The organism is Rhodopila sp. (genome assembly GCF_035548095.1).
Classification (GTDB): domain Bacteria; phylum Pseudomonadota; class Alphaproteobacteria; order Acetobacterales; family Acetobacteraceae; genus Rhodopila.
The window spans coordinates 148,934-170,696 of sequence record NZ_DASZUV010000014.1 but is presented as its reverse complement, the minus strand read 5'-3'; the positions used below and the strand labels follow the sequence as shown (position 1 = coordinate 170,696).

Annotated in this window: 22 protein-coding genes; 10 read left to right on the top strand and 12 right to left on the bottom strand. The window is 67.2% G+C overall.

Going from position 1 to position 21,763, the window contains the following annotated elements; translation table 11 throughout:
• Positions 1-3: 3 nt before the first annotated feature.
• On the top strand, positions 4-918 hold the full coding sequence (locus VHC04_RS11440) for a class I fructose-bisphosphate aldolase (protein WP_325681195.1): 915 nt from the start codon (positions 4-6) through the stop codon (positions 916-918).
• Complete coding sequence (gene thiE, locus VHC04_RS11435) at positions 918-1,589, top strand: thiamine phosphate synthase (RefSeq protein ID WP_325681193.1); 672 nt, start codon at positions 918-920, stop codon at positions 1,587-1,589. Before VHC04_RS11440 ends, thiE begins: the two co-directional genes overlap by 1 nt.
• A 58-nt stretch (positions 1,590-1,647) precedes the next feature.
• Here the strand turns inward: thiE and VHC04_RS11430 are convergent, their stop codons facing one another.
• Positions 1,648-2,136, bottom strand: a complete 489-nt coding sequence (locus VHC04_RS11430; RefSeq protein ID WP_325681191.1) for a CinA family protein — start codon at positions 2,134-2,136, stop codon at positions 1,648-1,650.
• A 629-nt stretch (positions 2,137-2,765) separates the two neighbouring features.
• Between VHC04_RS11430 and VHC04_RS11425 the strand changes: the two genes are divergently transcribed.
• The 3 genes from VHC04_RS11425 to VHC04_RS11415 all read left to right on the top strand — a co-directional run bounded on the left by VHC04_RS11425 (position 2,766) and on the right by VHC04_RS11415 (position 6,353).
• Positions 2,766-3,662: an NUDIX hydrolase gene (locus VHC04_RS11425; RefSeq protein ID WP_325681189.1), complete on the top strand. Its 897-nt coding sequence runs from the start codon at positions 2,766-2,768 to the stop codon at positions 3,660-3,662.
• Positions 3,663-3,937: 275 nt separating this feature from the next.
• The gene (locus tag VHC04_RS11420; protein ID WP_325681187.1) at positions 3,938-5,059 is read left to right on the top strand and encodes a hypothetical protein; all 1,122 of its coding nucleotides are present in this window, start codon (positions 3,938-3,940) and stop codon (positions 5,057-5,059) included.
• 19 nt (positions 5,060-5,078) lie between these two features.
• A complete protein-coding gene (locus tag VHC04_RS11415) occupies positions 5,079-6,353 on the top strand; it encodes a hypothetical protein (protein ID WP_325681185.1) in 1,275 nt (424 codons plus the stop codon).
• Between the two features lie 24 nt (positions 6,354-6,377).
• Here the strand turns inward: VHC04_RS11415 and VHC04_RS11410 are convergent, their stop codons facing one another.
• A complete protein-coding gene (locus tag VHC04_RS11410; RefSeq protein ID WP_325681183.1) occupies positions 6,378-6,884 on the bottom strand; it encodes a prolyl-tRNA synthetase associated domain-containing protein in 507 nt (168 codons plus the stop codon).
• Positions 6,885-7,076: 192 nt separating this feature from the next.
• Here VHC04_RS11410 and nadA point away from each other — a divergent pair, with 192 nt between their 5' ends.
• The 3 genes from nadA (at position 7,077) to VHC04_RS11395 (ending at position 10,293) form a co-directional block, all read left to right on the top strand.
• Complete coding sequence (nadA, locus tag VHC04_RS11405; protein ID WP_325681181.1) at positions 7,077-8,060, top strand: quinolinate synthase NadA; 984 nt, start codon at positions 7,077-7,079, stop codon at positions 8,058-8,060.
• Entirely contained in the window at positions 8,060-8,905 is an 846-nt protein-coding gene (nadC, locus tag VHC04_RS11400) for a carboxylating nicotinate-nucleotide diphosphorylase (protein WP_325681179.1), read from the top strand. The genes nadA and nadC overlap by 1 nt, the downstream gene beginning before the upstream one ends.
• Before the next feature lie 179 nt (positions 8,906-9,084).
• On the top strand, positions 9,085-10,293 hold the full coding sequence (locus VHC04_RS11395; RefSeq protein ID WP_325681177.1) for an MFS transporter: 1,209 nt from the start codon (positions 9,085-9,087) through the stop codon (positions 10,291-10,293).
• Positions 10,294-10,472: 179 nt separating this feature from the next.
• Here VHC04_RS11395 and VHC04_RS11390 read toward each other — a convergent pair whose 3' ends face one another.
• Positions 10,473-11,516, bottom strand: a complete 1,044-nt coding sequence (locus tag VHC04_RS11390; protein ID WP_325681175.1) for an MBL fold metallo-hydrolase — start codon at positions 11,514-11,516, stop codon at positions 10,473-10,475.
• Between the two features lie 528 nt (positions 11,517-12,044).
• Between VHC04_RS11390 and VHC04_RS11385 the strand changes: the two genes are divergently transcribed.
• The gene (locus VHC04_RS11385) at positions 12,045-12,953 is read left to right on the top strand and encodes an SMP-30/gluconolactonase/LRE family protein (RefSeq protein ID WP_325681173.1); all 909 of its coding nucleotides are present in this window, start codon (positions 12,045-12,047) and stop codon (positions 12,951-12,953) included.
• A gap of 61 nt (positions 12,954-13,014) precedes the next feature.
• Here VHC04_RS11385 and VHC04_RS11380 read toward each other — a convergent pair whose 3' ends face one another.
• Complete coding sequence (locus tag VHC04_RS11380; RefSeq protein WP_325681171.1) at positions 13,015-13,929, bottom strand: metal ABC transporter solute-binding protein, Zn/Mn family; 915 nt, start codon at positions 13,927-13,929, stop codon at positions 13,015-13,017.
• Between the two features lie 97 nt (positions 13,930-14,026).
• Between VHC04_RS11380 and VHC04_RS11375 the strand changes: the two genes are divergently transcribed.
• Positions 14,027-14,728 carry a M48 family metallopeptidase gene (locus tag VHC04_RS11375; protein ID WP_325681169.1) on the top strand — a complete coding sequence of 234 codons (702 nt, stop codon included), beginning with the start codon at positions 14,027-14,029 and terminating at the stop codon, positions 14,726-14,728.
• A 101-nt stretch (positions 14,729-14,829) separates the two neighbouring features.
• Here the strand turns inward: VHC04_RS11375 and VHC04_RS11370 are convergent, their stop codons facing one another.
• From VHC04_RS11370 to rplO, 8 genes are all read right to left on the bottom strand, one after another.
• The gene (locus tag VHC04_RS11370; protein ID WP_408903802.1) at positions 14,830-16,167 is read right to left on the bottom strand and encodes a replication-associated recombination protein A; all 1,338 of its coding nucleotides are present in this window, start codon (positions 16,165-16,167) and stop codon (positions 14,830-14,832) included.
• A gap of 84 nt (positions 16,168-16,251) precedes the next feature.
• The gene (gene rplQ, locus VHC04_RS11365; protein ID WP_325681167.1) at positions 16,252-16,677 is read right to left on the bottom strand and encodes a 50S ribosomal protein L17; all 426 of its coding nucleotides are present in this window, start codon (positions 16,675-16,677) and stop codon (positions 16,252-16,254) included.
• 73 nt (positions 16,678-16,750) lie between these two features.
• Positions 16,751-17,782 carry a DNA-directed RNA polymerase subunit alpha gene (locus VHC04_RS11360; RefSeq protein ID WP_325681165.1) on the bottom strand — a complete coding sequence of 344 codons (1,032 nt, stop codon included), beginning with the start codon at positions 17,780-17,782 and terminating at the stop codon, positions 16,751-16,753.
• Between the two features lie 102 nt (positions 17,783-17,884).
• A complete protein-coding gene (rpsK, locus tag VHC04_RS11355) occupies positions 17,885-18,280 on the bottom strand; it encodes a 30S ribosomal protein S11 (RefSeq protein ID WP_325681163.1) in 396 nt (131 codons plus the stop codon).
• Positions 18,281-18,361: 81 nt separating this feature from the next.
• Positions 18,362-18,739, bottom strand: coding sequence for a 30S ribosomal protein S13 (rpsM, locus tag VHC04_RS11350; RefSeq protein WP_325681161.1), 378 nt, complete (start codon positions 18,737-18,739; stop codon positions 18,362-18,364).
• A 186-nt stretch (positions 18,740-18,925) separates the two neighbouring features.
• Entirely contained in the window at positions 18,926-19,576 is a 651-nt protein-coding gene (locus VHC04_RS11345; RefSeq protein ID WP_325681159.1) for an adenylate kinase, read from the bottom strand.
• Positions 19,573-20,910 carry a preprotein translocase subunit SecY gene (secY, locus tag VHC04_RS11340; protein WP_325681157.1) on the bottom strand — a complete coding sequence of 446 codons (1,338 nt, stop codon included), beginning with the start codon at positions 20,908-20,910 and terminating at the stop codon, positions 19,573-19,575. The genes VHC04_RS11345 and secY overlap by 4 nt, the downstream gene beginning before the upstream one ends.
• A 363-nt stretch (positions 20,911-21,273) precedes the next feature.
• On the bottom strand, positions 21,274-21,762 hold the full coding sequence (gene rplO, locus VHC04_RS11335; RefSeq protein ID WP_325681155.1) for a 50S ribosomal protein L15: 489 nt from the start codon (positions 21,760-21,762) through the stop codon (positions 21,274-21,276).
• Position 21,763: the final 1 nt, after the last annotated feature.

Genomic DNA, 21,763 nt, shown 5'->3' with positions numbered 1-21,763 from the left:
GTCATGCGTGTGACGCAAAAAGTCAAAAAGATGCTGGATTGGTATGAGGGCGAAAATCCCGGCGTGAAAGCCAATCTGGCGCGCATCCTGTGCACCGGGAAGCTGGCCGGCACCGGCAAGGTGGTCATCCTGCCGGTCGACCAGGGATTCGAGCACGGGCCGGCCCGCAGCTTCGCACCCAATCCGGCGGCATACGACCCGCATTATCACTACCAGCTCGCCATCGAGGCCGGGCTGAACGCCTATGCCGCACCGCTGGGCATGCTGGAGCAAGGCGCCGATACGTTCGCCGGCCAGATCCCGACGATCCTGAAATGCAACAGCTCCAACAGCCTGGCCAGCAGCAAGGACCAGGCGGTCACCGCCGGCGTCCAGGACGCGCTGCGCCTCGGCTGCTCCGCCATCGGCTTCACCATCTACCCGGCCAGTGAATACGCCTTCGATCAGATGGAAGAACTGCGCGAGCTGACCCTGGAAGCGAAGTCGGTCGGCCTTGCCACCGTCGTGTGGAGCTACCCGCGCGGCCCGAACCTCGACAAGGCGGGGGAGACGGCGCTGGATATCTGCGCCTATGCCGCCCAGATGGCGGCGCTGCTGGGTGCCAACATCATCAAGGTGAAGCCGCCGACCGCGGTGATCAGCCTGGACGCCGCCAAGAAGTCATACGCCAATATCGACGGCTCCACCCTGGCGAAACGCGTCGCGCATGTGATGCAGGCCTCGTTCGCCGGCAAGCGCATCGTCGTGTTCTCGGGCGGCGAGGCCAAGGATCTCGACGGCATCTATGAGGAAGTGCGCGGCATCCGCGACGGCGGCGGCAATGGTTCCATCATCGGCCGCAACACGTTCCAGCGCCCGAAGGAACAGGCACTGGAGATGCTGGATAAGATCATCAGCCTGTACAAGAACGGAGACTGATGCCGATCATGAGCTCGGGGGAACAGGGCTGCCGCGTCTACCTGATCACCCCGCCCAGGCTCGATCCGGGGCCATTCGCCGAAAGCCTGGCGGCGGCCCTGGACGCCGACGACGTGGCCGCGGTGCAGTTGCGGCTGAAGGATGTGGACGACGACACGTGGCGACGTGCGATCGACACGCTGCGCCCGGTGACGCAGGCGCGTGGCGTGGCGTTCCTGCTGAACGACAGGGCCGACCTTGTGGTCCCGACCGGCTGCGACGGCGCCCATGTCGGCCAGGATGATATGCCGGCGCGCGAGGCTCGGCGGTTGATGGGCCCGGACCTGACCCTGGGCGTGACCTGCAAGGGCAGCCGCGATCTGGCCATGCGTGCCGGCGAGGACGGCGCCGATTATGTCGCCTTCGGGGCGTTCTTTCCGTCCGGCACCAAGGACGTCACCGCGACGATCGGCCCCGAGATCCTGGCCTGGTGGTCCGAGATGATGGAACTGCCCAGCTGCGCGATCGGCGGCATCACAGCGGAGAATTGCGTCCCCTTGGTGCGCGCGGGCGCGGATTTCCTCGCCGTGGTCGGCTGCGTGTGGAACCATCCCGACGGCCCGGCCGCAGGCGTGAAGGCGTTGAACGCGGCGATTCGGGCGGCGGATTGGTACCGGCGGCACGGAGGCTGACGCCCGAACCGGTTCTTTCCGACACGGACGCAGGTGCCCGGTCTCGCCGGCCGCCGCTCTACGCGTCCACCGCCTCGGCCAGCAGTTCCAGAGCCCGCAGGGCGAACGCGCGCATATTGGCGATCCGGTCGTCGCTGCCGGTCTCCAGCGTGATCGCCTTGCTGAAGCCGTCACCGGCGACCGCGATGCAGCTATGTCCGGCCTTGTCGCCATATCGGTTGCCGGTCGGGCCGGTCGCACCGGTCTCGCCCAACCCCCATTTGGCGTCCAGCCGAGCACGCACCGTATCGGCGAGCAGCATGGCATAGGGTTCGGTGGAGGCTCGCTCGATCGGTGCCGGCAGCGGGTTTGGAATCTCCAGGAAGCCCCGGCGCGCCTGCGCGGTGTAGATCACGCCGCCGCCGCGGAAATAGGCGGAGGCGCCGGCCATCGACAACAGCGCGGCGGAGATCAGGCCGCCGGTCGAGGACTCCGCGATGGCGATCGTCTCCCCCCGCTCCCTCAGCTTCGCACCGATCCTGTGTGCGAGCGGCAATAGGCTGTCCATGCGTGTCTCCCCTATCCGTCATGCGATGCCGGCCGAGCCGGATTGTTGCGCGGCTCGTCCCCCATGTCCAATTGGGCGGGATCGCATGCGGCGATTTTCTTTCTTTGGTTTGGCAAACGGCATTATCATGGCGAAGGAGGGATGGTGGTTATGCATCGGTCGAAGACATCGGACTCGTCCGGGCGCCCGCCCAGGCCGGCCGGGGGCTCCTGGATGGCCGGCATGGTGATCGGCAGCGCGATCATGACCATGGCCACGAGCGCCGCCCTGTTCGGCGCATCGATGGCGATCCGTGGCGCCGGGATGAAACAAGGCTGAACCACCGGCCCGGGTGGAAATCGCCCGTAGCCGAACCATCGCCGGCTGTGCCAGAAGGCCGCATGCAGCGACAGCGCAGGCAGCACGCGACAGGAGCGGAGACCGCGGGACGCGCCGCCGGCGATATCGCTATCCAGGACCGCACTTCCCAGGAGCCTGCTTCCCGGAACCCCGTCGCCCACAGCCCCGTCGCCCACAGCCCCGTCGCCCAAAATCCCGGTGCCCAGTGTCCCGATTCCCAGAATCCTGTTTCCCAGAGCCCTGTCTCACAGCCGGGTGCGCCACAGGGAGTCACCGCGGAACTGACGGCGGTGATCGTCGCGGTCACTGACGGTGAGCCGCGCGTCCTGACCATCGAGCACGGCCAGGCGCTGCCCTCGGGGCCCTTCGAACCCGGCCACCGTTCCCTGCAGGCGGGCCTGCGCAGCTGGGTGGAGACACAGACCCGGCACCCGCTGGGCTATGTCGAACAGCTCTACACGTTCGCCGATCTCGACCGGAAAAAAGAGGCGCGCGGCCGCGCCGTGTCGGTGAGCTATCTGGGCCTGACGCGAGAAGTACCGTCCGAGACCGGATGGGATGCGGCCTGGACACCTTGGTACCGCTTCTTTCCATGGGAGGACCTGCGCTGCACGGCGGCACCCGTCAGTCACGGAAGCCTGGGCGCCGCCCTGACCGCATGGGCCGACGCGGCCGGCGATCCCGCCGCCGTCCTGGCACGCCGGCGGCGGGTGGAGATCAATTTCGGCCTCGGCGGTCAGAAGTGGAATGAGGAACTGGTGCTGCAGCGGTATGAGCTGCTGTGGGAAGCCGGGCTCGTCGCCGAATCGCCCGCCGCCGTCAAACCCCTCCCGCCGACGCTGGGAGCCGCGCTGGGCCGGCCGATGCAGCATGACCATCGCCGCATCCTTGCCACCGGCGTCGCCCGCCTGCGCGCGAAGATCAAATATCGCCCCGTGGTGTTCGAGCTGATGCCGCCGACCTTTACGCTTCTGCAATTGCAGCGGACGGTGGAGGCACTCGGCGGCCGCCTGCTGCACAAGCAGAATTTCCGCCGCCTGATCGACCAGCAGGACCTGGTGGAGGAAACCGGCGAGGTCACCACCGGCACCGGCGGACGGCCGGCGAAGCTGTTCCGCTTCCGCGGCGAAGTGCTGGCGGAGCGGCTGGTCGCGGGCACGAAGCTGCCGCTCGTCCGCGCCGTTTGAATGCGCGGCGTGCGGTGAAAATTGGCCTCGGCCCGACCGCCGGCACTGTATTGCCGGTCATGATGGCATAGACGGGCGGCATGCAAGGACGACCCGGAACGGCGGCCAAGGCCGGTCCGGCCGCCGCGTCGCCGAAGCCGTCGCGTTAACCGTCCGGCAACCTTTTGTCGGGCAGACTGCGGCATGACCACCGGTGGCCTTGCCATGGCAGCAGCATCCGCGCACGACGCCGTTTCCTCCAGCCTCATCCGCGCCCTCGTCGCGCCGCCGGTGCCATGAGCAGCGGCAGTTCGACGTCATCGGTACGCCAGTACCATCCGGCAACGTTCCTGGAACGGGGCGTGGCGATCCCGTTCACCACGCCGCTGCTGTACGGCACGCGGGCGCGGCCCGGCCAGCGCAACGGAGCGGAGCTGATCATTCCCAACCCGTCCGGCGGGCGCGGCGTCTACATCATGTCCTGGGCCAGCATGGCACAGCTGTGCACGCCCACGCTGCACGACCGCATCTTCAATGAGCAGATCGCTCTGCTGCCCAGCGTCACACCGGCCTCCATCCGGCGCGTCGCCCGCAAGATCGCCCTTGAAGGCCTGGCTGGTGACCAGGCCATGGAAGCGGCCGATGCCGCCATCGCGGCCGAAGCCACCGACCGCACGGTCACCAATTACGAGTTGCTGATGCGCCTGGTGGACCAGGTCGCGGCATCACCCAACGCGCCCTTCAGCGCGCGCGGCCACGATACCCGGGACGCCGCCCGCCGCGCCCGGCTGACGGCAGATTTCGTATCCCGCCTGCTGGGCCGATCGCCGGATTGGCTGGCCACCGCGCTGGAACAACTGGCGGACATCATCACCCCGTTCGGCACCGGGACCAACGACGCCCGCGCCCGCCTGCCGCGCGTCGCCGCCCGACTGCGCGGCGTGCGCAAGGAACTTGCCAACTGGTCCGAAGCCCAGGTGGAGGAGGGGCTGATCGAGCATTGCCGGGTGATCCTCGCACTGGCTGATGTGACCCTGGCGCTGGCGGACGACGTGCTGAAACAGGCGCAGGAGTTGACCGGCGACGTCATTGAGCTGCTGCGCCAATGGGACGCGAACCAGGACTCCATCGCCGAGCGCGCGGCCAGGCCCGACTGGCTGCTGGACGGGTGGGAACAGATTTCCCTGATCTGGAGTCATGCTCGTGACGATGCCGCCCGCCGTGCGGCGGTGGCCGAGATCGTGGCGCTGACCCCGGTCATGCCGAAGGAGGTGGATGGCTGGCTCGGCGGGGCCGAAGCAGCCAACGACATCCTGCGCTTCCGCCGGCTGGTGCCGTTGAACGAGGATTGGCGCACTGGCGCCGTCGCCTTCAAACTGGTGGCGCGGAACGAGACCTTCCGTGCCCTTGCCGCCTGATCCGGAAGGGACTCATCGCATGAAGACGGCCCCGCCCGCCGCCCCGTCTGCTTCCGCCGCCGACATGCGGCTGCTGCGCCAGGCGCTGACGCATGTCGATGACGACAAGCTGCGCCGCATCGCCGCCGTGGTGGACTCCACCGCCGATCCCGCCGTCAACATGGCGGTGCTGGAACCGTTGCGCGCCCGCCTTGGCCCGCTGCACCCGCCCCGCCTGCTGCGGCTGCCACGCCTGCTGTTCCTGCCGTTCGATCCGATCATGGTGGAGGCCAAGGCCTGGCGCGCCGAGGAGCCGTTGGTACCCCGATCAGCGGTCATGCCGGTCACCGACCTGGTGCGAACCGCCTTGGGGACGGATGCTGCGGAGATCGAGGCCCTGATCGCCGGGCGGGACACCGCGGATGTCGAGGTCGTGGCCCAGGCCGGCGGCATGCTGTGGCCGAAAGCCGCCGCCGTCGCCGCGTCGGCATCCACGCCGCCGCCGGCCTGGGCGGAGAGCGGCCTGCCGGGGGCCGCGTTTCAACCCCTGTTGCTGGGCATGGCAACCGTGTGGCGGCGGGCGGTGCGGTTGCGCGTGCTGGCGCGCGATCGCCTGCTGGACGCGATGAAGGCCAGCCAGAAGATGGTGGAGGAATTGCTGGCCGACACACCGGCCGAGTCTCCGCTGGGCTGCGCCATGATTGCTCGGCTGATCCTGCTGCAGGCCCCCAGTGCCGCCCCGTTCGTGCGCCTGTTTGCCAATGCCGCGACCAATCGCGCGGACCAGGCGATCCTGCACAAGGCGCTGGTGCAGAGCGTAACCTGTGTCGCCGCCAGCCTGGACCAGACCGATGCTTTCTGGGAGCGGATCGGCAAGGCGCCGCTGGAGGATGCCGGCGACGTCGCGCGTGGCCTGGTCTCGCTGTTGACCCAGCTCGAGGAGGACCCCGGCGGCCATGTCCCGCCGCCGCGGTTGCTCGCGATGCGCGACGGGCTGAACCGGGCGTGCCTGGCGCGCTTTGCCGACGGGCTGAACAACGGGGTGACCGCCCCGCTGCAACAGGCCTCGGAGCCGCTGTCCGCCGCCTCCCAGGGCGCGCTGGAAGACACCGCGCGCGACCTGCGGATGCTGGAGACCGCGGCACGCCCGTTGGGCGGCGGCGGCGAATATGATGCGCTGCTGGAGGCCGCGACGCGCGCCGTCCATGACGGTGGCGTCCGCGGCACCTTGTCGCGCATGGGAGAAATCCGGCTGACCGAGATCCTTGCCGGCCCCGAGGCGGCGTTGAGCCTGTATCGGGCCGGCGCGTCCTGACGCCACTTGCGCGGCGGCCGGTGGTCAGCGCGCGGTCAGGTCGGACATGCGCACGATCACTGGCTGGTAGCCCAGCGCGGTCACGAACCGCACCAGGTCGGCGGAGCGCAGCGTGGTCGAAGCTTCGTTGTGCAGCGGGTGGAAATTCACCCATTCGGAGTCCAGCATGTCATGGTCCAGAACGACGGTGACGCGGCGCTTGGTGTCGTTCAGCAGGCCGAACGGCGTCACCGATCCAGGCGTCAGTCCCAGTACCTCCTGCAGCAGAGCGGACCGCGCGAAGGAGAAGCGAGGCGCGCCCAGGGCTTTTTCCAGCCTGCCCAGATCGGCGCGGTTTTCGCCGGGCATCACCACCAGCCACAGCCCGCCCTTGCGGTCCTTGATGAACAGGTTCTTGCAGTGCAGGCCGGGAATCCGGTCATGCCAGTCCCGCCCTTCCTCCACGGTGAAGATCGGCGGGTGTTCCACCGTGCTGTGCTCGATGTGTAGCTGGTCCAGCAGGGCAAACAGGTCGTCGGGCGTCGCGGGCATCGGACGTGGGTCTGCGGTCGGTTTCGGCTATGGAAGTGCGCGAGATGTGCGGGAACCCGCCGGCGGAATCAAGCCACGGCGCGCGGCGCAGTGTTCCGACGCCACCGCGGGCGACCCTTGACATCCTTATACTCATGGCTAGCATAAGCCCAATAATGCTCATATTGAGCATTACAGGACGGGAGGATACCCATGCTGACCGCGGACCTGCTGGAGCGAACAGCGCCGCTTTATGACCGCGTCCGGTCGGTGATTCCGCCGATCGAATGGCCCAGCTTCGCCGAGGACATCGATGCGATCCTGACGCTGAAGAAGCAGCGCAACGCAGTGATCCTGGCGCATAACTACATGACGCCCGAGATCTTCCACTGCGTGTCCGACATCGTCGGCGACAGCCTGGCGCTGGCGCGGGAGGCCACCAAGGTGGACGCCGACGTGATCGTCCTGGCCGGCGTCCATTTCATGGCCGAGACGGCGAAGATGCTGAACCCGAACAAGACGGTGCTGATCCCCGACAGCGGCGCCGGCTGCTCGCTGGCGTCCTCCATCACCGCCGCCGATGTGCGGCTGATGCGGGAGAAACATCCGGGCGTGCCGATCGTCACCTATGTGAACTCCACTGCCGCGGTGAAGGCGGAATCCGATATCTGCTGCACCTCGGGCAATGCGCTGAAGGTGGTGGAATCGCTGGGTGTCGATACGGTCATCATGCTGCCGGACGAATACCTGGCGCAGAACATCGCCGCGCAGACCAGGGTGAAGGTCCTGACCTGGGCCGGCCATTGCGAGGTGCATGAGCGTTTCACCGCCAACGACGTCCGCACCCTGCGCGCCGAGAACCCCGGCGTGATCATCCTGGCGCATCCGGAATGCCCCCCCGAGGTCGTTGCCGAGGCGGATTATGCCGGCTCGACCGCCGACATGTCGGCCTTCGTCGGGCGGGAGAAGCCGGCCAAGGTCGTGCTGCTGACGGAATGCTCGATGGCGGACAATGTCTGCGTCGGCCACCCCGAGGTGTCGTTCGTCCGCCCGTGCAACCTGTGCCCGCACATGAAGCGGATCACCCTGCCGAAAATCCGGCACGCACTGGAAACGATGACCGAGGAGGTGACGATCGATCCGGCCTTGGCCGAACGCGCCCGCCGCTCGGTTGAGCGCATGCTGGAGGTCCGCTGATGCCGTCGCTGCCGATGGTGATGATCGAGCCTGTGGTGCGCGCCGCGCTGTTGGAGGATCTGGGCCGGGCCGGCGACCTGACGACCGATTCGATCGTTCCGGCCGACGCGGTGGCCCGCACGGCGCTGGTGGCGCGGCAGCCGGGCGTTGTCGCCGGTCTGGATTTCACCCGTTGCGCGTTCCAGCTGATCGATCCGGCGATCCGCATGACGGTGGCGCTGCCGGATGGCAGCCGGCTGCGTCCCGGCGATACGATCGCGACGATCGAGGGGCCGGCCCGCGGCGTGCTGACGGCGGAACGGGTGGCGCTGAACTTCCTGTGCCACTTGTCCGGCGTCGCCTCGGCCACGCGCGGCATCGCCGATGCGATCGAGGGGACGAAGGCGCAGGTGTGCTGCACCCGCAAGACCATGCCGGGACTGCGTTTTGCACAGAAATACGCGGTGCGGATCGGCGGCGGATCGAATCACCGTTTCGGGCTGGATGACGCGGTACTGATCAAGGACAATCACGTCGCCATCGCCGGCGGCGTTCGCCCGGCAGTGGAGCGCGCGCGGCGCGGTGTCGGCCATCTGGTGAAGATCGAGCTGGAGGTCGATACGCTGGCGCAGCTTGCCGAGGCCATGACCCTGGGCGTGGATGCGGTGCTGCTCGACAACATGGGTCCTGACATGCTGCGCGAGGCGGTGGGCATGGTGGCCGGCCGAGCGATCACCGAGGCATCGGGCCGCATCCGTCCGGACACCGCCCCGGCGATCGCGGCCAGCGGGGTCGACCTGCTGTCGGTCGGCTGGCTGACCCATTCGGCGACCGTTCTGGACGTGGGGTTGGACTGGGTGGGGTGACCCTCCACCCGGCCAACCCGACGGTCGATGTCAGGAGGCACGGCGCCGCCTACGTTGCGCCATCCGCCTGGCCGGTCTCCCCGTGCATTTCCATACCACCTCCGATACGCTTCCGCCGGCGGCCGGATCTGCGGCGCGTGACGGAGAAGAAGCGCCAATGGTGTCCCGTGGGATGATCCGTGGATAGCCGCCTGACCGCCGGGGCAGAGCGGCGTATTCTGGTGTGGATGTGCGTGCTGGTGGCGGTCAACCAGCTCGGGTTCGGGGCTGTGGTGCCAACCCTGCCGCTGTTTGCACGCAGCTTCGGCGTCGCCATCTCCGCCATTGGCCTGGCCATCGCCGCCTATGGCCTCGCCCGGCTGCTGGCCGCCGCCCCCACCGGGCAGATCGCCGACCGGTTCGGCCGGCGCCAGGCGCTGGCATTGGGCGGGCTGGTCACCTCGGCCGGCAACCTGTGGTGCGCGCTGGCTGGCAGCTTCCCGGAATTCGTCATCGCCCGTTTCGTGGCCGGCGCCGGCGCGGGGCTGGTCGTCACCGCCGGGCAGATCGTGCTGGCCGATATCAGCACGCCCGAACGGCGCGGCCGCATGATGGCCGTCTACCAGGGCAGCTTCATCTTCGCCGCTGGCGTAGGGCCCTTCCCTGGCGGCCTGCTGGCGGAGCTGGGCGGGCTGCGTGCGCCCTTTGCCGCCTACGCCGTCGCCGGGCTGCTGGTCGGACTCGTCGCCTGGCTCGCCGTGGGCGAGACACGCGGCCTGGCACACGCCCATCGCGGCAGCGGAGCGCCCCTGCCGCCGCTGGCGGCGCAGGTCCGGCTGCTGGGCGCCAATGTCGGATTCATGCTGGTCTGCCTGGTCTCGCTGGTGAACGCGGCCACGCGCACCGGCGGACTGTTCAACATCGTCCCCCTGGTAGGCGGCGAGCAGCTGGGCCTGTCGGTCGCCGCTGTGGGATTTGCCATGGCGTTGGGCAGCCTGGCCGGCGTCATCGTCGCCTACCCGGCCGGCTGGCTGACCGACCGGTTCGGCCGCAAGGCGGTCATCGTGCCCGCCGCCTTCGTCACCGCGGTGGCGATGACGCTGTTCAGCGTGGCGCCGAACTATCTGTGGTTCACCGCCGCCAGCCTCGCCTGGGGCGTCGCCAGCGGCATCGGCGGCGCGGCGCCGGCCACCTACGCCGCGGACGCCGCCCCACCCGGAATGAATGCCACGACCATGAGCATGTTCCGCATGGTCGGCGATATCGGCTACGTCGCCGGGCCGGTGCTGCTGGGGCTTGTTACGGATCTGTACGGCACTGGCCTGGGCCTGGCCGTGGCGGCTGGAATGCTGGCGGCCAGCGGCGGATTGTTCGCCGCTTTCGCACCCGAGAGCTATCATCCGCGATAACGCTGCAACCGTCGGGCTGCCGGTGCTGATGCCGGGCGATCCCGCTCATTTTGAACGAGCAGGGCGGAGGGGCCGCTCCAGGCGCCGCGAGGAGCGCGGCTCTGGCCCTGGCGGCGGGCACAAGTCTTGCGCGGCGGATTGGCCAAGGGGGATTGCCCAGGGGAATTGCCCAGGGGGACCTAGGTAAGGGGAATCTCGGCACGGCCACCATCGGCATCCACCGCGTCGCCGCTGCCGACCGCGCCGCTGTGCCACACCTGGCCGGGGCGCATCGGCAGGAACCGGTTCGGCGCCACGCCATGCGCGGCGAGGGCGGCGGCCAGGTCGATGGCCGGTTGTTCCGGTCCCTCATCAGTCAGGCGGAACGTACCCCAATGGTAGCCCAGCGCCTGGCGCGCGCTCAGCAGCCTGAATGCGGTCACGGCATCGTCGGGGTTCATGTGCTGCGGACCCATGAACCAACGCGGCTCATAGGCGCCGATCGGCAGCAGGGCCAGATCCGGCGGCCCATGCCGGCGCATCACGTGATGGAACGGCCGGCCGTTGTCGAAGCCGGTGTCGCCGGCGAAATAGATCGCGCCGCCCAGCCCCTCGATCACGAACCCCGTCCATAGCGCCTTGTTGCGGTCCCATGGCCAGCGCGCCGTCCAGTGATGCGCCGGCACCAGCGTCACCCGCGCCCTGCCGCCCAGCGGGATGATGTCCCCCCAGTCCGCCTCGGTCACCGTGTAGTCGGAGCGGCCGGCGCGCAGCACCGACGCATGGCCCAGCGGGGTGATCACGTGGGGCTGGTCGCGGTCCCACAGGCGGCACAGCGTTTCCAGGTCCATATGATCGTAATGGCCATGGGACAGCAGGATCGCGTCGATCCGCGGCAGGTCCGCAAAGTCGATGCCCGGTGGGTTGTAGCGGCTGGGACCGGCGAAGCGGAACGGGCTCACCCGCTCGGACCACACCGGATCGGTCAACAGATTGAGGCCGCCGGCCTGTATCAGGAAGGTCGCGTGGCCGACGAAACTGATGCGAACCGCCGCGCCATCGACCCGTGACGGCGGCACGTCGAGCGCAAACGGGCTGGGCAGCGACGGCGGCCAAGGCTCGCGCTTGCCGCGGAAACGCCACCGCAGCAGGTCACGCAACCCGCGCACGCCGGCTCCGTGCGGATTGAAGAAACGCTTGCCGTCGAAGTGGTCGCTAGATGCGCCGCGTCCATCGGGACTCATGGCGGGTGTATCGCCGGCCGGCGGATCGCGGGTTGCGGTATCGCGCGTTGGGATATCGGTTGCAGGCACGTCCAGCCGGTCCTCGTCTCTCGGGATGCCGCGTCTCTCGGGATGCCGCCGGCCCATCCCGCGTATCCACTGACGACAGCCGGCAGGATGAAGCTGGTCACTCATCCGGATGGGTAAAGGGGGCAGACAGGAGCATGTGGATCCAATCAATAGCCCTGCCCCAGCCGCCATTCCCGCGCAACAGTCCCGCGCAAGTGGCGTCCTGTCATCACGGACAACGGCACATTGCCCCCGTCACCCGGGTTCGGATCATTGCAGGCCGGATGGCCTGAGGGGAGAATCATGCGATGCGACTGCCTGGAATGACGGCGGCTATCACCCGCACGGCGCGCCTTGCCGCCCGGCCTGTTGTCAGGCACCTGTTGTCAGGCACCGTTGTCAGGCACAGGGGCCAGCGCTCGCTTGACGCGCGCCGCGTTCAGGTGAGACTGCCCCCACCATGACAGAGGGGGAAACAGCATGAGCGACGTGACAATCCTGGCCACCGGCCTCGGATTCCCGGAAGGCCCGATCGTCTGCCCGGATGGCAGTGTGATCGTCACCGAAATCCGCAACCAGCAGCTGTCAAAGATCACACCGGACGGCACCACCAGCGTATTCTCCCGCTGCGGCGGCGGCCCGAACGGCCTTGCGATCGGGCCGGACGGCGCGCTGTATCTGTGCAACAACGGCGGCAGCAAATATGTCGAGGGCTACTCGATGGGCATCGCGCCCCACCCCGACTACAAGTTCGGCTATGTGCAGCGCGTCGACGCCAAGACTGGCGCGTTCAAGACGCTGTATGCCGAGGTCAACGGCAACAAGTTGTCCGCGCCGAACGATCTCGTGTTCGACAAGCAGGGCGGCTTCTATTTCACCGACCTGGGCAAGCGCTATGCCCGCCACCGCGATCATGGTGGACTGTACTACGCGCTGCCGGACGGATCCAAGGTGACAGAGATCGCGTACCCGATCCTCAGCCCGAACGGCTGCGGCCTGTCACCCGATGAAAAGACCATTTACGTCGCCGACACCGAAGGCGCTCGGCTCTGGGCTTTCGACATCGAATCGCCGGGCGTGCTGCGCAAGCCGCCGCCGCACGTGCATCACAGCGGCCGCGTGATCGCCGGCCTGCCGGGCAATGCGCGCTTCGACAGCCTGGCGGTGCTGGCCAACGGCAACATCGCCGTGGCGACGCTGAACACCGGCTACATCACGGAAATCTCGCCCGGTGGCGACATCGTCCGCGCGGTGAAGATGCCGGACACGTACCCGACAAATATCTGCTTCGGTGGGCCGGATATGCGCACTGCGTATATCACGCTGTCGGACTCGGGCCGACTTGGCACGATGCAGTGGCCGACGCCAGGCCTGAAGCTGAACTACTGATCGGACCAAGGCAGGCGTGGCCGATTGCACCAGGCCACGCCCCTTATCAGGGCCTGACGGATCAGCTCTTGGCCGGGGCCCGCATCGCCGCCGCGAACAGCGTGGTGTTGTGGCGCAACATCGACAGATAGGTCGGCGCCGGGCCGCCGGGCGGTGACAGCGCGTCGGAATAGACGGTGCCGCCCAGTGTCGCGCCGGTTTCACGTGCAAGCATTTTTGCCATGCGCGGGCTGGTCATGTTCTCGATGAACACGGCGTGGATCTTCTCGCGCTTGATCTGCGCGATCAGCGCGGCGATGTTGCGGGCCGATGGCTCGAACTCGGTGCTGATGCCCTCGGGGGCCAGGAACTCGATGTCATACCGAGCACCATAGTAGCCGAACGCGTCGTGGGTGGTGATGATGCGGCGCTGGTCCTTCGGGATCGGGCTCAATTGCGCCTCGATCCAGGACTCCATCTGGGCGATCTGCGCGGCGAAGCCGTTAGCCGCCTGCCGATAGGCATCGGCATGAGCGGGGTCGGCATCGGCCAGCCCCTCCCCGATCGCCTGGGCGTACAGGACACCGTTGCGCGGGTCCTGCCAGGCATGCGGATCGGTGGTGATCGCGCCGCCTTCCTCCTTCATCGTGCGCGGCTGCACCTGCGCGGCGGCCACTACGGTGGTACCCTTGAAACCCGCCGCGCCGGTCAGCCGATCCAGCCACCCCTCCAGGCCAAGCCCGTTCTTCACCAGGACCTTGGACTGCGTCAGGGCACGCAGGTCGCCGGGTGTCGGTTGGTACGTGTGCGCATCGCCGTCCGGACCGACAAAGGTACGGACCGCAATCGCATGGCCGCCGACCTGCTTCGTCATGTCGCCAAGGATCGAGAACGTGGCCACGACCGGCATCGGCGCCGTGTCCGCCAGCGCCTCGGTCGCAAGAGCCGCCGCGGGCGCCAGCACCGCGATACCGGCCAGGAAGGTTCGTCTCCGCATCTCAGAACTCGCAATGTTATATTATAACATTATCCCAAGCCGCGCTCCAACTCAAGAGACGTTGACGCGACGCCACGCGATAACTGCATATGGCCGCATGGATCAGACGTTGCCGGCCACTGTCGTCCTGCCGTCAGGCACCGCCCGGATCGCCTGGCGCCGGAGCAGCCGCGCGCGGCGGGTGTCGTTGCGCATCCATCCGGCGGACGGGTCGGTGATCGTCACCCTGCCGCTACGGGCGACCTACAAGGCGGGCATGGCGCTGCTGATGGACCACGCGGACTGGGTATCCGACCGGCTGGCGGCGTTGCCCGAGGCGATCCGGTTCGAGCCAGGTGCCTGCGTACCGATCGGCGGCGTGCCGCACCTGATCCGGCATACGCCGCAAGCCAGGGGCGGCGCCTGGATCGAGGATGGAGCGCTGCATGTCAGCGGCGCGCCGGACTTCGTCCAACGCCGGGTTCGCGATTTCCTGCGACAGGAAGCGCGGCGGCGCCTGACCGCCCTGACCGCCGTCAAGGCGGCCGCGATCGGCATCGCGCCGCTGCGGGTGACGATCAAGGACACCTCCAGCCGGTGGGGAAGCTGCGCGCCGGACCGGACGATCGCGCTGAGCTGGCGCCTGGTGCTGGCCCCGGATTTCGTGCAGGACTATGTCGTGGCCCATGAGGCCGCGCATCTGCGGCACATGAACCACGGGCCGCATTTCTGGTCTCTGGTGCAGCACCTGACGCCGCATAGACATGCGGCCATGGTCTGGCTGAAGGCGGAAGGAACGCGGCTGCTGCGTATCGGGTAAGGCCACGAGCGCTGGCTTTTGCATGACCGGCGGGACTGCGTTTCCGGCCCTGGCGGTGACGGGAAAACCAACCTGGCGGCCGGCCGCGACACCGGCTCGCCCTATTCACCGTCCTGACGCTTCGCCCGCAGTTCCGCCCAATGGGCCAGGCGGCGGCCGATCTCCCGCTCAAAGCCGCGGTCGCGTGGGCGATAAAACTGCTCCCGCGCCATGCCGTCGGGGAAATAGTTCTGGCCGGAAAACGCCTCCTCGGCTTCGTGGTCGTACTCGTATCCGGCGCCGTAACCCAGCGTCTTCATCAGCTTGGTCGGCGCGTTCAGGATATGCGCCGGCGGCATCAGGCTGCCGGTCGCCTTGGCGGCCCGCCGGGCCTGGCCGAACGCGGTATAGACGGCATTGGATTTGGGAGCGGTGCCCAGATAGAGCACGACCTGCGCGATCGCCAGCTCGCCTTCGGGGGAGCCGAGCCGTTCATATGTCTCCCAACCGGCCAGCGCCTGCGGCAGGGCGTTGGGGTCGGCCATCCCGATATCCTCGGCAGCGAACCGTACCAGGCGGCGCGCGATGTAGCGCGGGTCCTCGCCACCCGCAAGCATGCGGGCAAACCAGTACAGGGCGGCGTCCGGATCCGACCCGCGCAACGACTTATGCAGCGCGGAGATCAGGTTGTAATGCTCCTCCCGATCCTTGTCGTACAGGGCCGCCCGCTTGGCCAGCAGGGTGGACAGGGCTGGCACGTCCAGCTTCGCGGTGGCCGGCGGCAAGGCGGCGATCTGTTCCGCCATGTTCAGCAGGTAGCGCCCGTCGCCATCGGCCATGGCCCGCAGCGTGGCACGTGCCTCGTCCGTCAGCGGCAAGGAACGTTGCAGCTCGGCCTCGGCGCGCGTCAGCAGCAGGTCCAGCGCCGCATCGTCGAGCCGGCGCAGCACCAGCACCTGGCAGCGCGACAGCAGCGCGCCGTTCAGGGCGAAGGACGGGTTTTCGGTGGTGGCGCCGACCAGGGTGACGGTGCCGTTCTCCACCACCGGCAGGAACCCATCCTGCTGGGCGCGGTTGAAGCGGTGAATCTCGTCGACGAACAGCAGGGTGCCCTGGCCGGTCCGGCGACGCTTCGCCGCGTCATCGAAGGCCCGTTTCAGGTCGGCCACACCCGAAAACACGGCCGAGAGCTGGACGAAATGTAGATGTGCCTGGGCGGCGAGCAGCCGAGCGATCGTGGTCTTGCCGACGCCGGGGGGACCCCAGAGGATCAGGGAGGCTAGCGACCCGCGGTCCAGCATACGGGTCAGCGTGCCGTCCGGTCCCAGCAGATGGTCCTGGCCGACGACGTCGGCCAAGATCGCTGGCCGCAGCCGGTCGGCCAATGGCCGGTGCCCGGCCGGTTCCACGGCGGGCGGTGGGGGCGCTACGGCGCCGAACAGGTCGTCGGAGGGGGGCACCGAGACAACATAATGCCTGCCACGCGGTGATGCGATGGCAGGCTTCTGATGTCAGCGCAGAAAACCGGCGGCGGTGGGCGCCGCTTATTCCTCGCCGCCCTCGTCTCCTTCCTTCGCCTGCACCGGGCCGCTGTCCTGGCCCTTGGCAGACACGTCGCGATCGATCAGTTCGATCACCGCCATGCTGGCCGCGTCGCCATAGCGTACGCCGGCCTTCAGGACGCGCGTATAGCCGCCCTGGCGGGTCTTGTAGCGTTCCGCCAGCGGCCCGAACAGCTTGGAGACGATCACGTCGTCGCGGAGTTGCGCATAGGCCAAGCGCTTATTGGCCAGCCCGCCCTTCTTGCCCAGCGTGATCAGCTTCTCGGCCACCGGGCGAAGCTCCTTCGCCTTGGGCAGCGTCGTGGTGATCTGTTCATGCTTCAGCAGCGCATGCGCCATGTTGCGGAACATGGCGGCGCGGTGGGTGGAGGTGACGCCGAGCTTTCGGCCGGCAACGCCGTGACGCATCGTAGTGACTTTCCCTTTACATCCAGCCCGTAGTCCAAGTCCCCCGGCGCGCGGCCGCGGGACGGATCACGGGTCAGAACGGCTCTTCGAGCCGCTTCGCCAATTCCTCGATATTTTCTGGCGGCCAGCCCGGCACGGCCTGGCCCAGGCTGAGCCCCATGGAGTTCAGCACTTCCTTGATCTCATTCAGCGACTTGCGGCCGAAGTTCGGCGTACGCAGCATTTCCTGCTCGGACTTCTGCACCAGATCGCCGATGTAGACGATATTGTCGTTCTTCAGGCAGTTCGCGCTGCGGACCGACAGCTCCAGCTCATCCACCTTGCGCAGCAGGTTGCGATTGAACGGCAGGTCATCCTGCGGCTCTTCCTGGCGAACATGCTGCGGCTCATCGAAGTTGATGAACAGCTGCAACTGGTCCTGCAGGATACGGGCGGCCAGGGCCACCGCATCCTCAGGCGTCACCGCGCCGTTGGTTTCCACCGTCAACAGCAGCTTGTCATAGTCGGTCACCTGGCCGACACGGGTCGGGGCAACGCTGTAGGACACGCGGCGGACCGGCGAGTAGATCGAGTCGACCGGGATCAGTCCGATCGGCGCATCCTCGGGCCGGTTGACGCTGGACGGCTGATAGCCCTTGCCCAGGTTGACGGTGAACTCCATGCCCAGCTTCACGCCGTCATCCAGCGTGCAGATCACCAGGTCCGGATTCATGATGTCGATATCGTGGCCGGCCTGAATCTGGCCGGCACGCACCTCACCGGGACCGGTCGCCGTCAGCGTCATGCGCTTCGGACCTTCGCCGTGCATCCGCAGTGCCAGCTGCTTGATGTTCAGGACGATGTCGGTCACATCTTCCCGCACACCAGGGACGCTGCTGAATTCATGCAGCACGCCGTCGATCTGCACCGCGGTCACCGCCGCGCCCTGCAGCGAGGACAGCAAAATCCGGCGGATGGCATTGCCCAGGGTCATGCCGAAGCCGCGCTCCAGCGGTTCGGCGACCACGGTGGCGACGCGCGCCGGATCGGCGCCGGGCTCGACTTCCAGCTTCTCAGGTTTGATCAGAGACTGCCAGTTTCTCTGAATAACTGCACTCTGCCTCATGCTACACCTTTCGAACCGCGCCCCGGCCGTTGCGCACCGGTCGGGAGACAGTCACACGCAGGTCAATCCGGCCGGGCGGGGCCGGACGTTACGATCAAGAACTCAGACGCGGCGGCGCTTGCGCGGCCGGCAGCCATTATGGGGAATCGGCGTCATGTCGCGGATGGTCGACACGCTGAAACCCACCGCCTGCAAGGCGCGCAGCGCGCTCTCGCGTCCCGAACCCGGGCCGCTGACCTCGATCTCCAACGATTCCATGCCGTGTTCCCGCGCCTTGCGGCCAGCATCCTCGGCGGCGACCTGGGCGGCATAGGGCGTGGACTTGCGGCTGCCCTTGAAACCCTGGCTGCCGGCGGAGGACCACGCTATGGCGTTACCCTGGGCGTCGGTGATGGTGATCACCGTGTTGTTGAAGGTCGCGGCGACATGCGCCACCCCGGACGTGATATTCTTACGCTCCTTGCGGCGCGGGCGAGAGGCGGCGGCGGGTTTCGCCATGCTGTATGTTCCTGCCTGAACTGAAGGCCGCGCCCATGACGGCGCGGCGGATACGTGAAATGCGGACCCGGAAGCCGGGGATTACTTCGTGACCTTCTTCTTGCCGGCGATGGCCACGGCCTTGCCCTTGCGGGTGCGCGCATTGGTGTGCGTGCGCTGGCCCCGTACCGGCAGGCCACGGCGGTGACGCAGGCCGCGATAGCACCCCAGATCCATCAGACGCTTGATATTCATCGCGACTTCCCGACGCAGATCGCCTTCCACGCGATAATCACGATCGATCAGCTCACGGATGCGCAGCACTTCCTCATCCGAAAGCTGGTTGACCCGACGCTCATCGGGGATGTTAAGCTTCTGACAGATCTCGGCCGCCTTGCTCGGACCGATTCCGTAGATATAGCGAAGCCCGATGGTCACTCGCTTGTTCGTCGGGATGTTCACGCCGGCAATGCGCGCCACGCTTGAGTCTCCTGTCGTCCGGGGGGCCGGATCATGCATGCCCGTAAGGGCCGAATAAAAGGCGCATGCGACGCCACGCCCTTAACGGGGTGCGCCGGGGGGTCTGCGCCGGAGCGCGGGACTATAGTCGCCGCCGCGCAGGAGTCAACGATCCATTGTCAACTCTACGTGAGACGGCGGGAGCCGCTATAACGTCGCCATGACCGCGTCGATCTGGCGTGCGACCTCATCGATATCGGCCATGCCATCCACCGGCCGCAGGATACCGGCAGCGGCATAATGTGGGATGATCGGCGCGGTTTGCGCATGATAGGCATCCAATCGCGCCGCAACGGTTTCCCGCCGGTCATCGGCGCGGCGGACGAATTCGGTGGAGCCGCAAGCGTCGCAGACGCCGCTGGCCAGGGTCGGCTTGAAGGTGTCGTGATAACCCATGCCGCACCGGGCGCAGGTGAAGCGGCCGGCGATGCGGTCGGTCAACGCCTCATCATCCACCTTCAGTTCGATCACCGCGTGCAGCTTCAAGCCCTTGTCGGCCAGCATCCGATCCAGCGCTTCGGCCTGCGGGACCGTGCGCGGGAAGCCGTCCAGGATGAAACCCTTGGCGGCGTCGGACTTGCTGAGGCGGGACGCCAGCATGCGCACCAGGATGTCGTCCGACACGAGGCCGCCGGCGGCCATTATCGCCTTGGCTTCCAGCCCGATCGGCGTGCCGGCCGCCACCTCGGCGCGCAGCATGTCCCCCGTCGAGATCTGGACGAGTCCATACTTCTCCTCAAGCCGCTTGGCCTGCGTGCCTTTCCCCGCGCCAGGCGGTCCCAGAAGAATGATGTTCACCGACGTCCCTTTGCTCGGTTCTTGCGCATCAGCCCTTCATATTGATGGGCCAACAGGTGCGACTGGATCTGTGTCACCGTGTCCATGGTAACCGACACGACAATCAGAATCGAGGTGCCGCCGAAATAAAATGGCAGCCCATAGTCGCTGATCAGCACTTCCGGCAACAGGCAGATCACCACGAGGTAGATACCGCCCACCGTGGTCAGTCGGGTCAGAATCCGGTCGAAATACTGGGCTGTGGCGCTGCCGGGCCGGATGCCCGGGATGAAGCCCCCATATTTCTTCAGGTTGTCGGCCGTCTCCTCGGGGTTGAAGACCACTGCCGTGTAGAAATACGAGAAGAAGATGATCAGGAAAGCATACAGCGCCATGTAGGCCGGCTGGCCGTGCCCGACCTGCGCCGCGATCCACTGCAGCCAGGGCGGCCCGTTGGTGGCAAAGCCGGCGACGGTGGCCGGAATCAGCAGGATGGAGCTGGCGAAGATCGGCGGGATCACGCCCGAGGTGTTGATCTTCAGCGGCATATGCGTCGAATCGCCGCCGAACATGCGGTTGCCGACCTGGCGTTTCGGATACTGCACCGGAATCCGCCGCTGCGCCCGCTCAACGAAGACGATCACGCCCACCGTCACCACGGCGATCACCACGAACAGCAGGATGAAGAACGGCGACAGCGCGCCGGTGCGTCCCATCTCCAGCAATGAGGCGAGCGCGCTGGGCAGGTTGGCAACGATGCCGGACATGATGATCAGGCTGGTGCCGTTGCCGATGCCGCGGGCGGTGATCTGCTCGCCCAGCCACATCAGGAACATGGTGCCGCCGACCAGGGTGATCACGCAGGACAAGATGAAGAACATGCCCGGGTTGATCACCGCGGAGCCGAAGCTGCCATGCATCGACTCCAGGCCGATGGCGATGCCGTACGCCTGGAACATGGCGATCAGCACGGTCAGGTAACGGGTGTACTGGTTCAGCTTCTTGCGGCCGGATTCGCCTTCCTTCTTCAAGGCCTCCAGCGACGGGACCGCGGCGGACATCAGCTGAATGATGATGCTGGCACTGATATAAGGCATGATGTTCAGCGCGAAGACGGTCATGCGCCGTAACGCGCCGCCGGTGAACATGTCGAACATGCCCAGGATGCCGCCGCCGTGCTGGTTCATCATCTCCCCCATCACGGAGGCGTCGACGCCCGGGACGGGGATGTAGGTGCCCAGCCGGTAGACGATCAGGGCGCCGAGGGTGAACCAGATACGCTGCTTGAGCTCCGTCGCTTTCGCGAAGACGCCCATGCTCATGTTGGCTGCTAGCTGTTCGGCGGCAGATGCCATCACGTGGTCTCTCGGTTGAAGGCTGGCTTATGGGTCGGCGCGCCCTTCGGCGCAAGGTGTTTGGGGGCGGATGGGCGATGCCGGACCTCGACGATTGCGATCGCGCGGGATCATGATCCGAAAAAGCGCCGATCTCATCATTGGTATGTTTTGCACCGCGGACGGCCATGCCTTGCTTCACGATGACAGGGATTCCTGCCGATGGCGACTCATCCGGAATCGGGGCTGGTACCGACCTGAACGGGCCGGACGCCTTGCGCTGTCACACATGGCAGAACGGCGCCGGCATCACGCCAGCGCCGTTCCGATGACCTTCCAATACGCCCGCAGGGACACCTGAACCGCGCGGTCGTGCGACCAGGCTCAGCCAGCCGCCTCTCCCGTGGCTTTCGGCGCCACGGTCGTGGTGATCGACCCGCCGGCCGCTTCGATGGCCGCCTTCGCCGTGGCGGAGGCACCGGACACGGTAATCGTCACGGCCTTGCTGATGGATCCCTCGCCCAGCAGCCGCACGCCGTCCAGATCGCCCGATGCCAGGCCGGCGCCGATCAGGGTCGCCTCGGTGATCGGCTGACCGGCGTCGATCCTGCCGGCGGCGATCGCCGCGTCCAGGGCGCGCAGGTTTACCGGCGCGTATTCCTTGCGGAACGGGTTCTTGAAGCCGCGCTTCGGCAACCGGCGATAGATCGGCAACTGGCCGCCTTCGAAGCCGTTCAGGGACACGCCTTCACGCGCCTTCTGGCCCTTCACGCCCTTGCCCGACGTCTTGCCCTTGCCGGAGCCGATGCCGCGTCCCAGCCGCTTCGACTTCAGCCGGGCGCCGGGATTGTCGCGCAGTTCGTTCAGGTTCATG

Excerpts from the sequence above, each read along its gene's own strand:
- VHC04_RS11440 (WP_325681195.1), top strand. The coding sequence starts at position 4 with ATGCGTGTGACGCAAAAAGTCAAAAAGATGCTGGATTGGTATGAGGGC.
- thiE (WP_325681193.1), top strand. The coding sequence starts at position 918 with ATGCCGATCATGAGCTCGGGGGAACAGGGCTGCCGCGTCTACCTGATC.
- VHC04_RS11430 (WP_325681191.1), bottom strand. The coding sequence starts at position 2,136 with ATGGACAGCCTATTGCCGCTCGCACACAGGATCGGTGCGAAGCTGAGG.
- VHC04_RS11420 (WP_325681187.1), top strand. The coding sequence starts at position 3,938 with ATGAGCAGCGGCAGTTCGACGTCATCGGTACGCCAGTACCATCCGGCA.
- VHC04_RS11415 (WP_325681185.1), top strand. The coding sequence starts at position 5,079 with ATGAAGACGGCCCCGCCCGCCGCCCCGTCTGCTTCCGCCGCCGACATG.
- VHC04_RS11410 (WP_325681183.1), bottom strand. The coding sequence starts at position 6,884 with ATGCCCGCGACGCCCGACGACCTGTTTGCCCTGCTGGACCAGCTACAC.
- nadA (WP_325681181.1), top strand. The coding sequence starts at position 7,077 with ATGCTGACCGCGGACCTGCTGGAGCGAACAGCGCCGCTTTATGACCGC.
- nadC (WP_325681179.1), top strand. The coding sequence starts at position 8,060 with ATGCCGTCGCTGCCGATGGTGATGATCGAGCCTGTGGTGCGCGCCGCG.
- VHC04_RS11390 (WP_325681175.1), bottom strand. The coding sequence starts at position 11,516 with ATGAGTCCCGATGGACGCGGCGCATCTAGCGACCACTTCGACGGCAAG.
- VHC04_RS11385 (WP_325681173.1), top strand. The coding sequence starts at position 12,045 with ATGAGCGACGTGACAATCCTGGCCACCGGCCTCGGATTCCCGGAAGGC.
- VHC04_RS11380 (WP_325681171.1), bottom strand. The coding sequence starts at position 13,929 with ATGCGGAGACGAACCTTCCTGGCCGGTATCGCGGTGCTGGCGCCCGCG.
- VHC04_RS11375 (WP_325681169.1), top strand. The coding sequence starts at position 14,027 with ATGGATCAGACGTTGCCGGCCACTGTCGTCCTGCCGTCAGGCACCGCC.
- rplQ (WP_325681167.1), bottom strand. The coding sequence starts at position 16,677 with ATGCGTCACGGCGTTGCCGGCCGAAAGCTCGGCGTCACCTCCACCCAC.
- VHC04_RS11360 (WP_325681165.1), bottom strand. The coding sequence starts at position 17,782 with ATGAGGCAGAGTGCAGTTATTCAGAGAAACTGGCAGTCTCTGATCAAA.
- rpsK (WP_325681163.1), bottom strand. The coding sequence starts at position 18,280 with ATGGCGAAACCCGCCGCCGCCTCTCGCCCGCGCCGCAAGGAGCGTAAG.
- secY (WP_325681157.1), bottom strand. The coding sequence starts at position 20,910 with ATGGCATCTGCCGCCGAACAGCTAGCAGCCAACATGAGCATGGGCGTC.
- rplO (WP_325681155.1), bottom strand. The coding sequence starts at position 21,762 with ATGAACCTGAACGAACTGCGCGACAATCCCGGCGCCCGGCTGAAGTCG.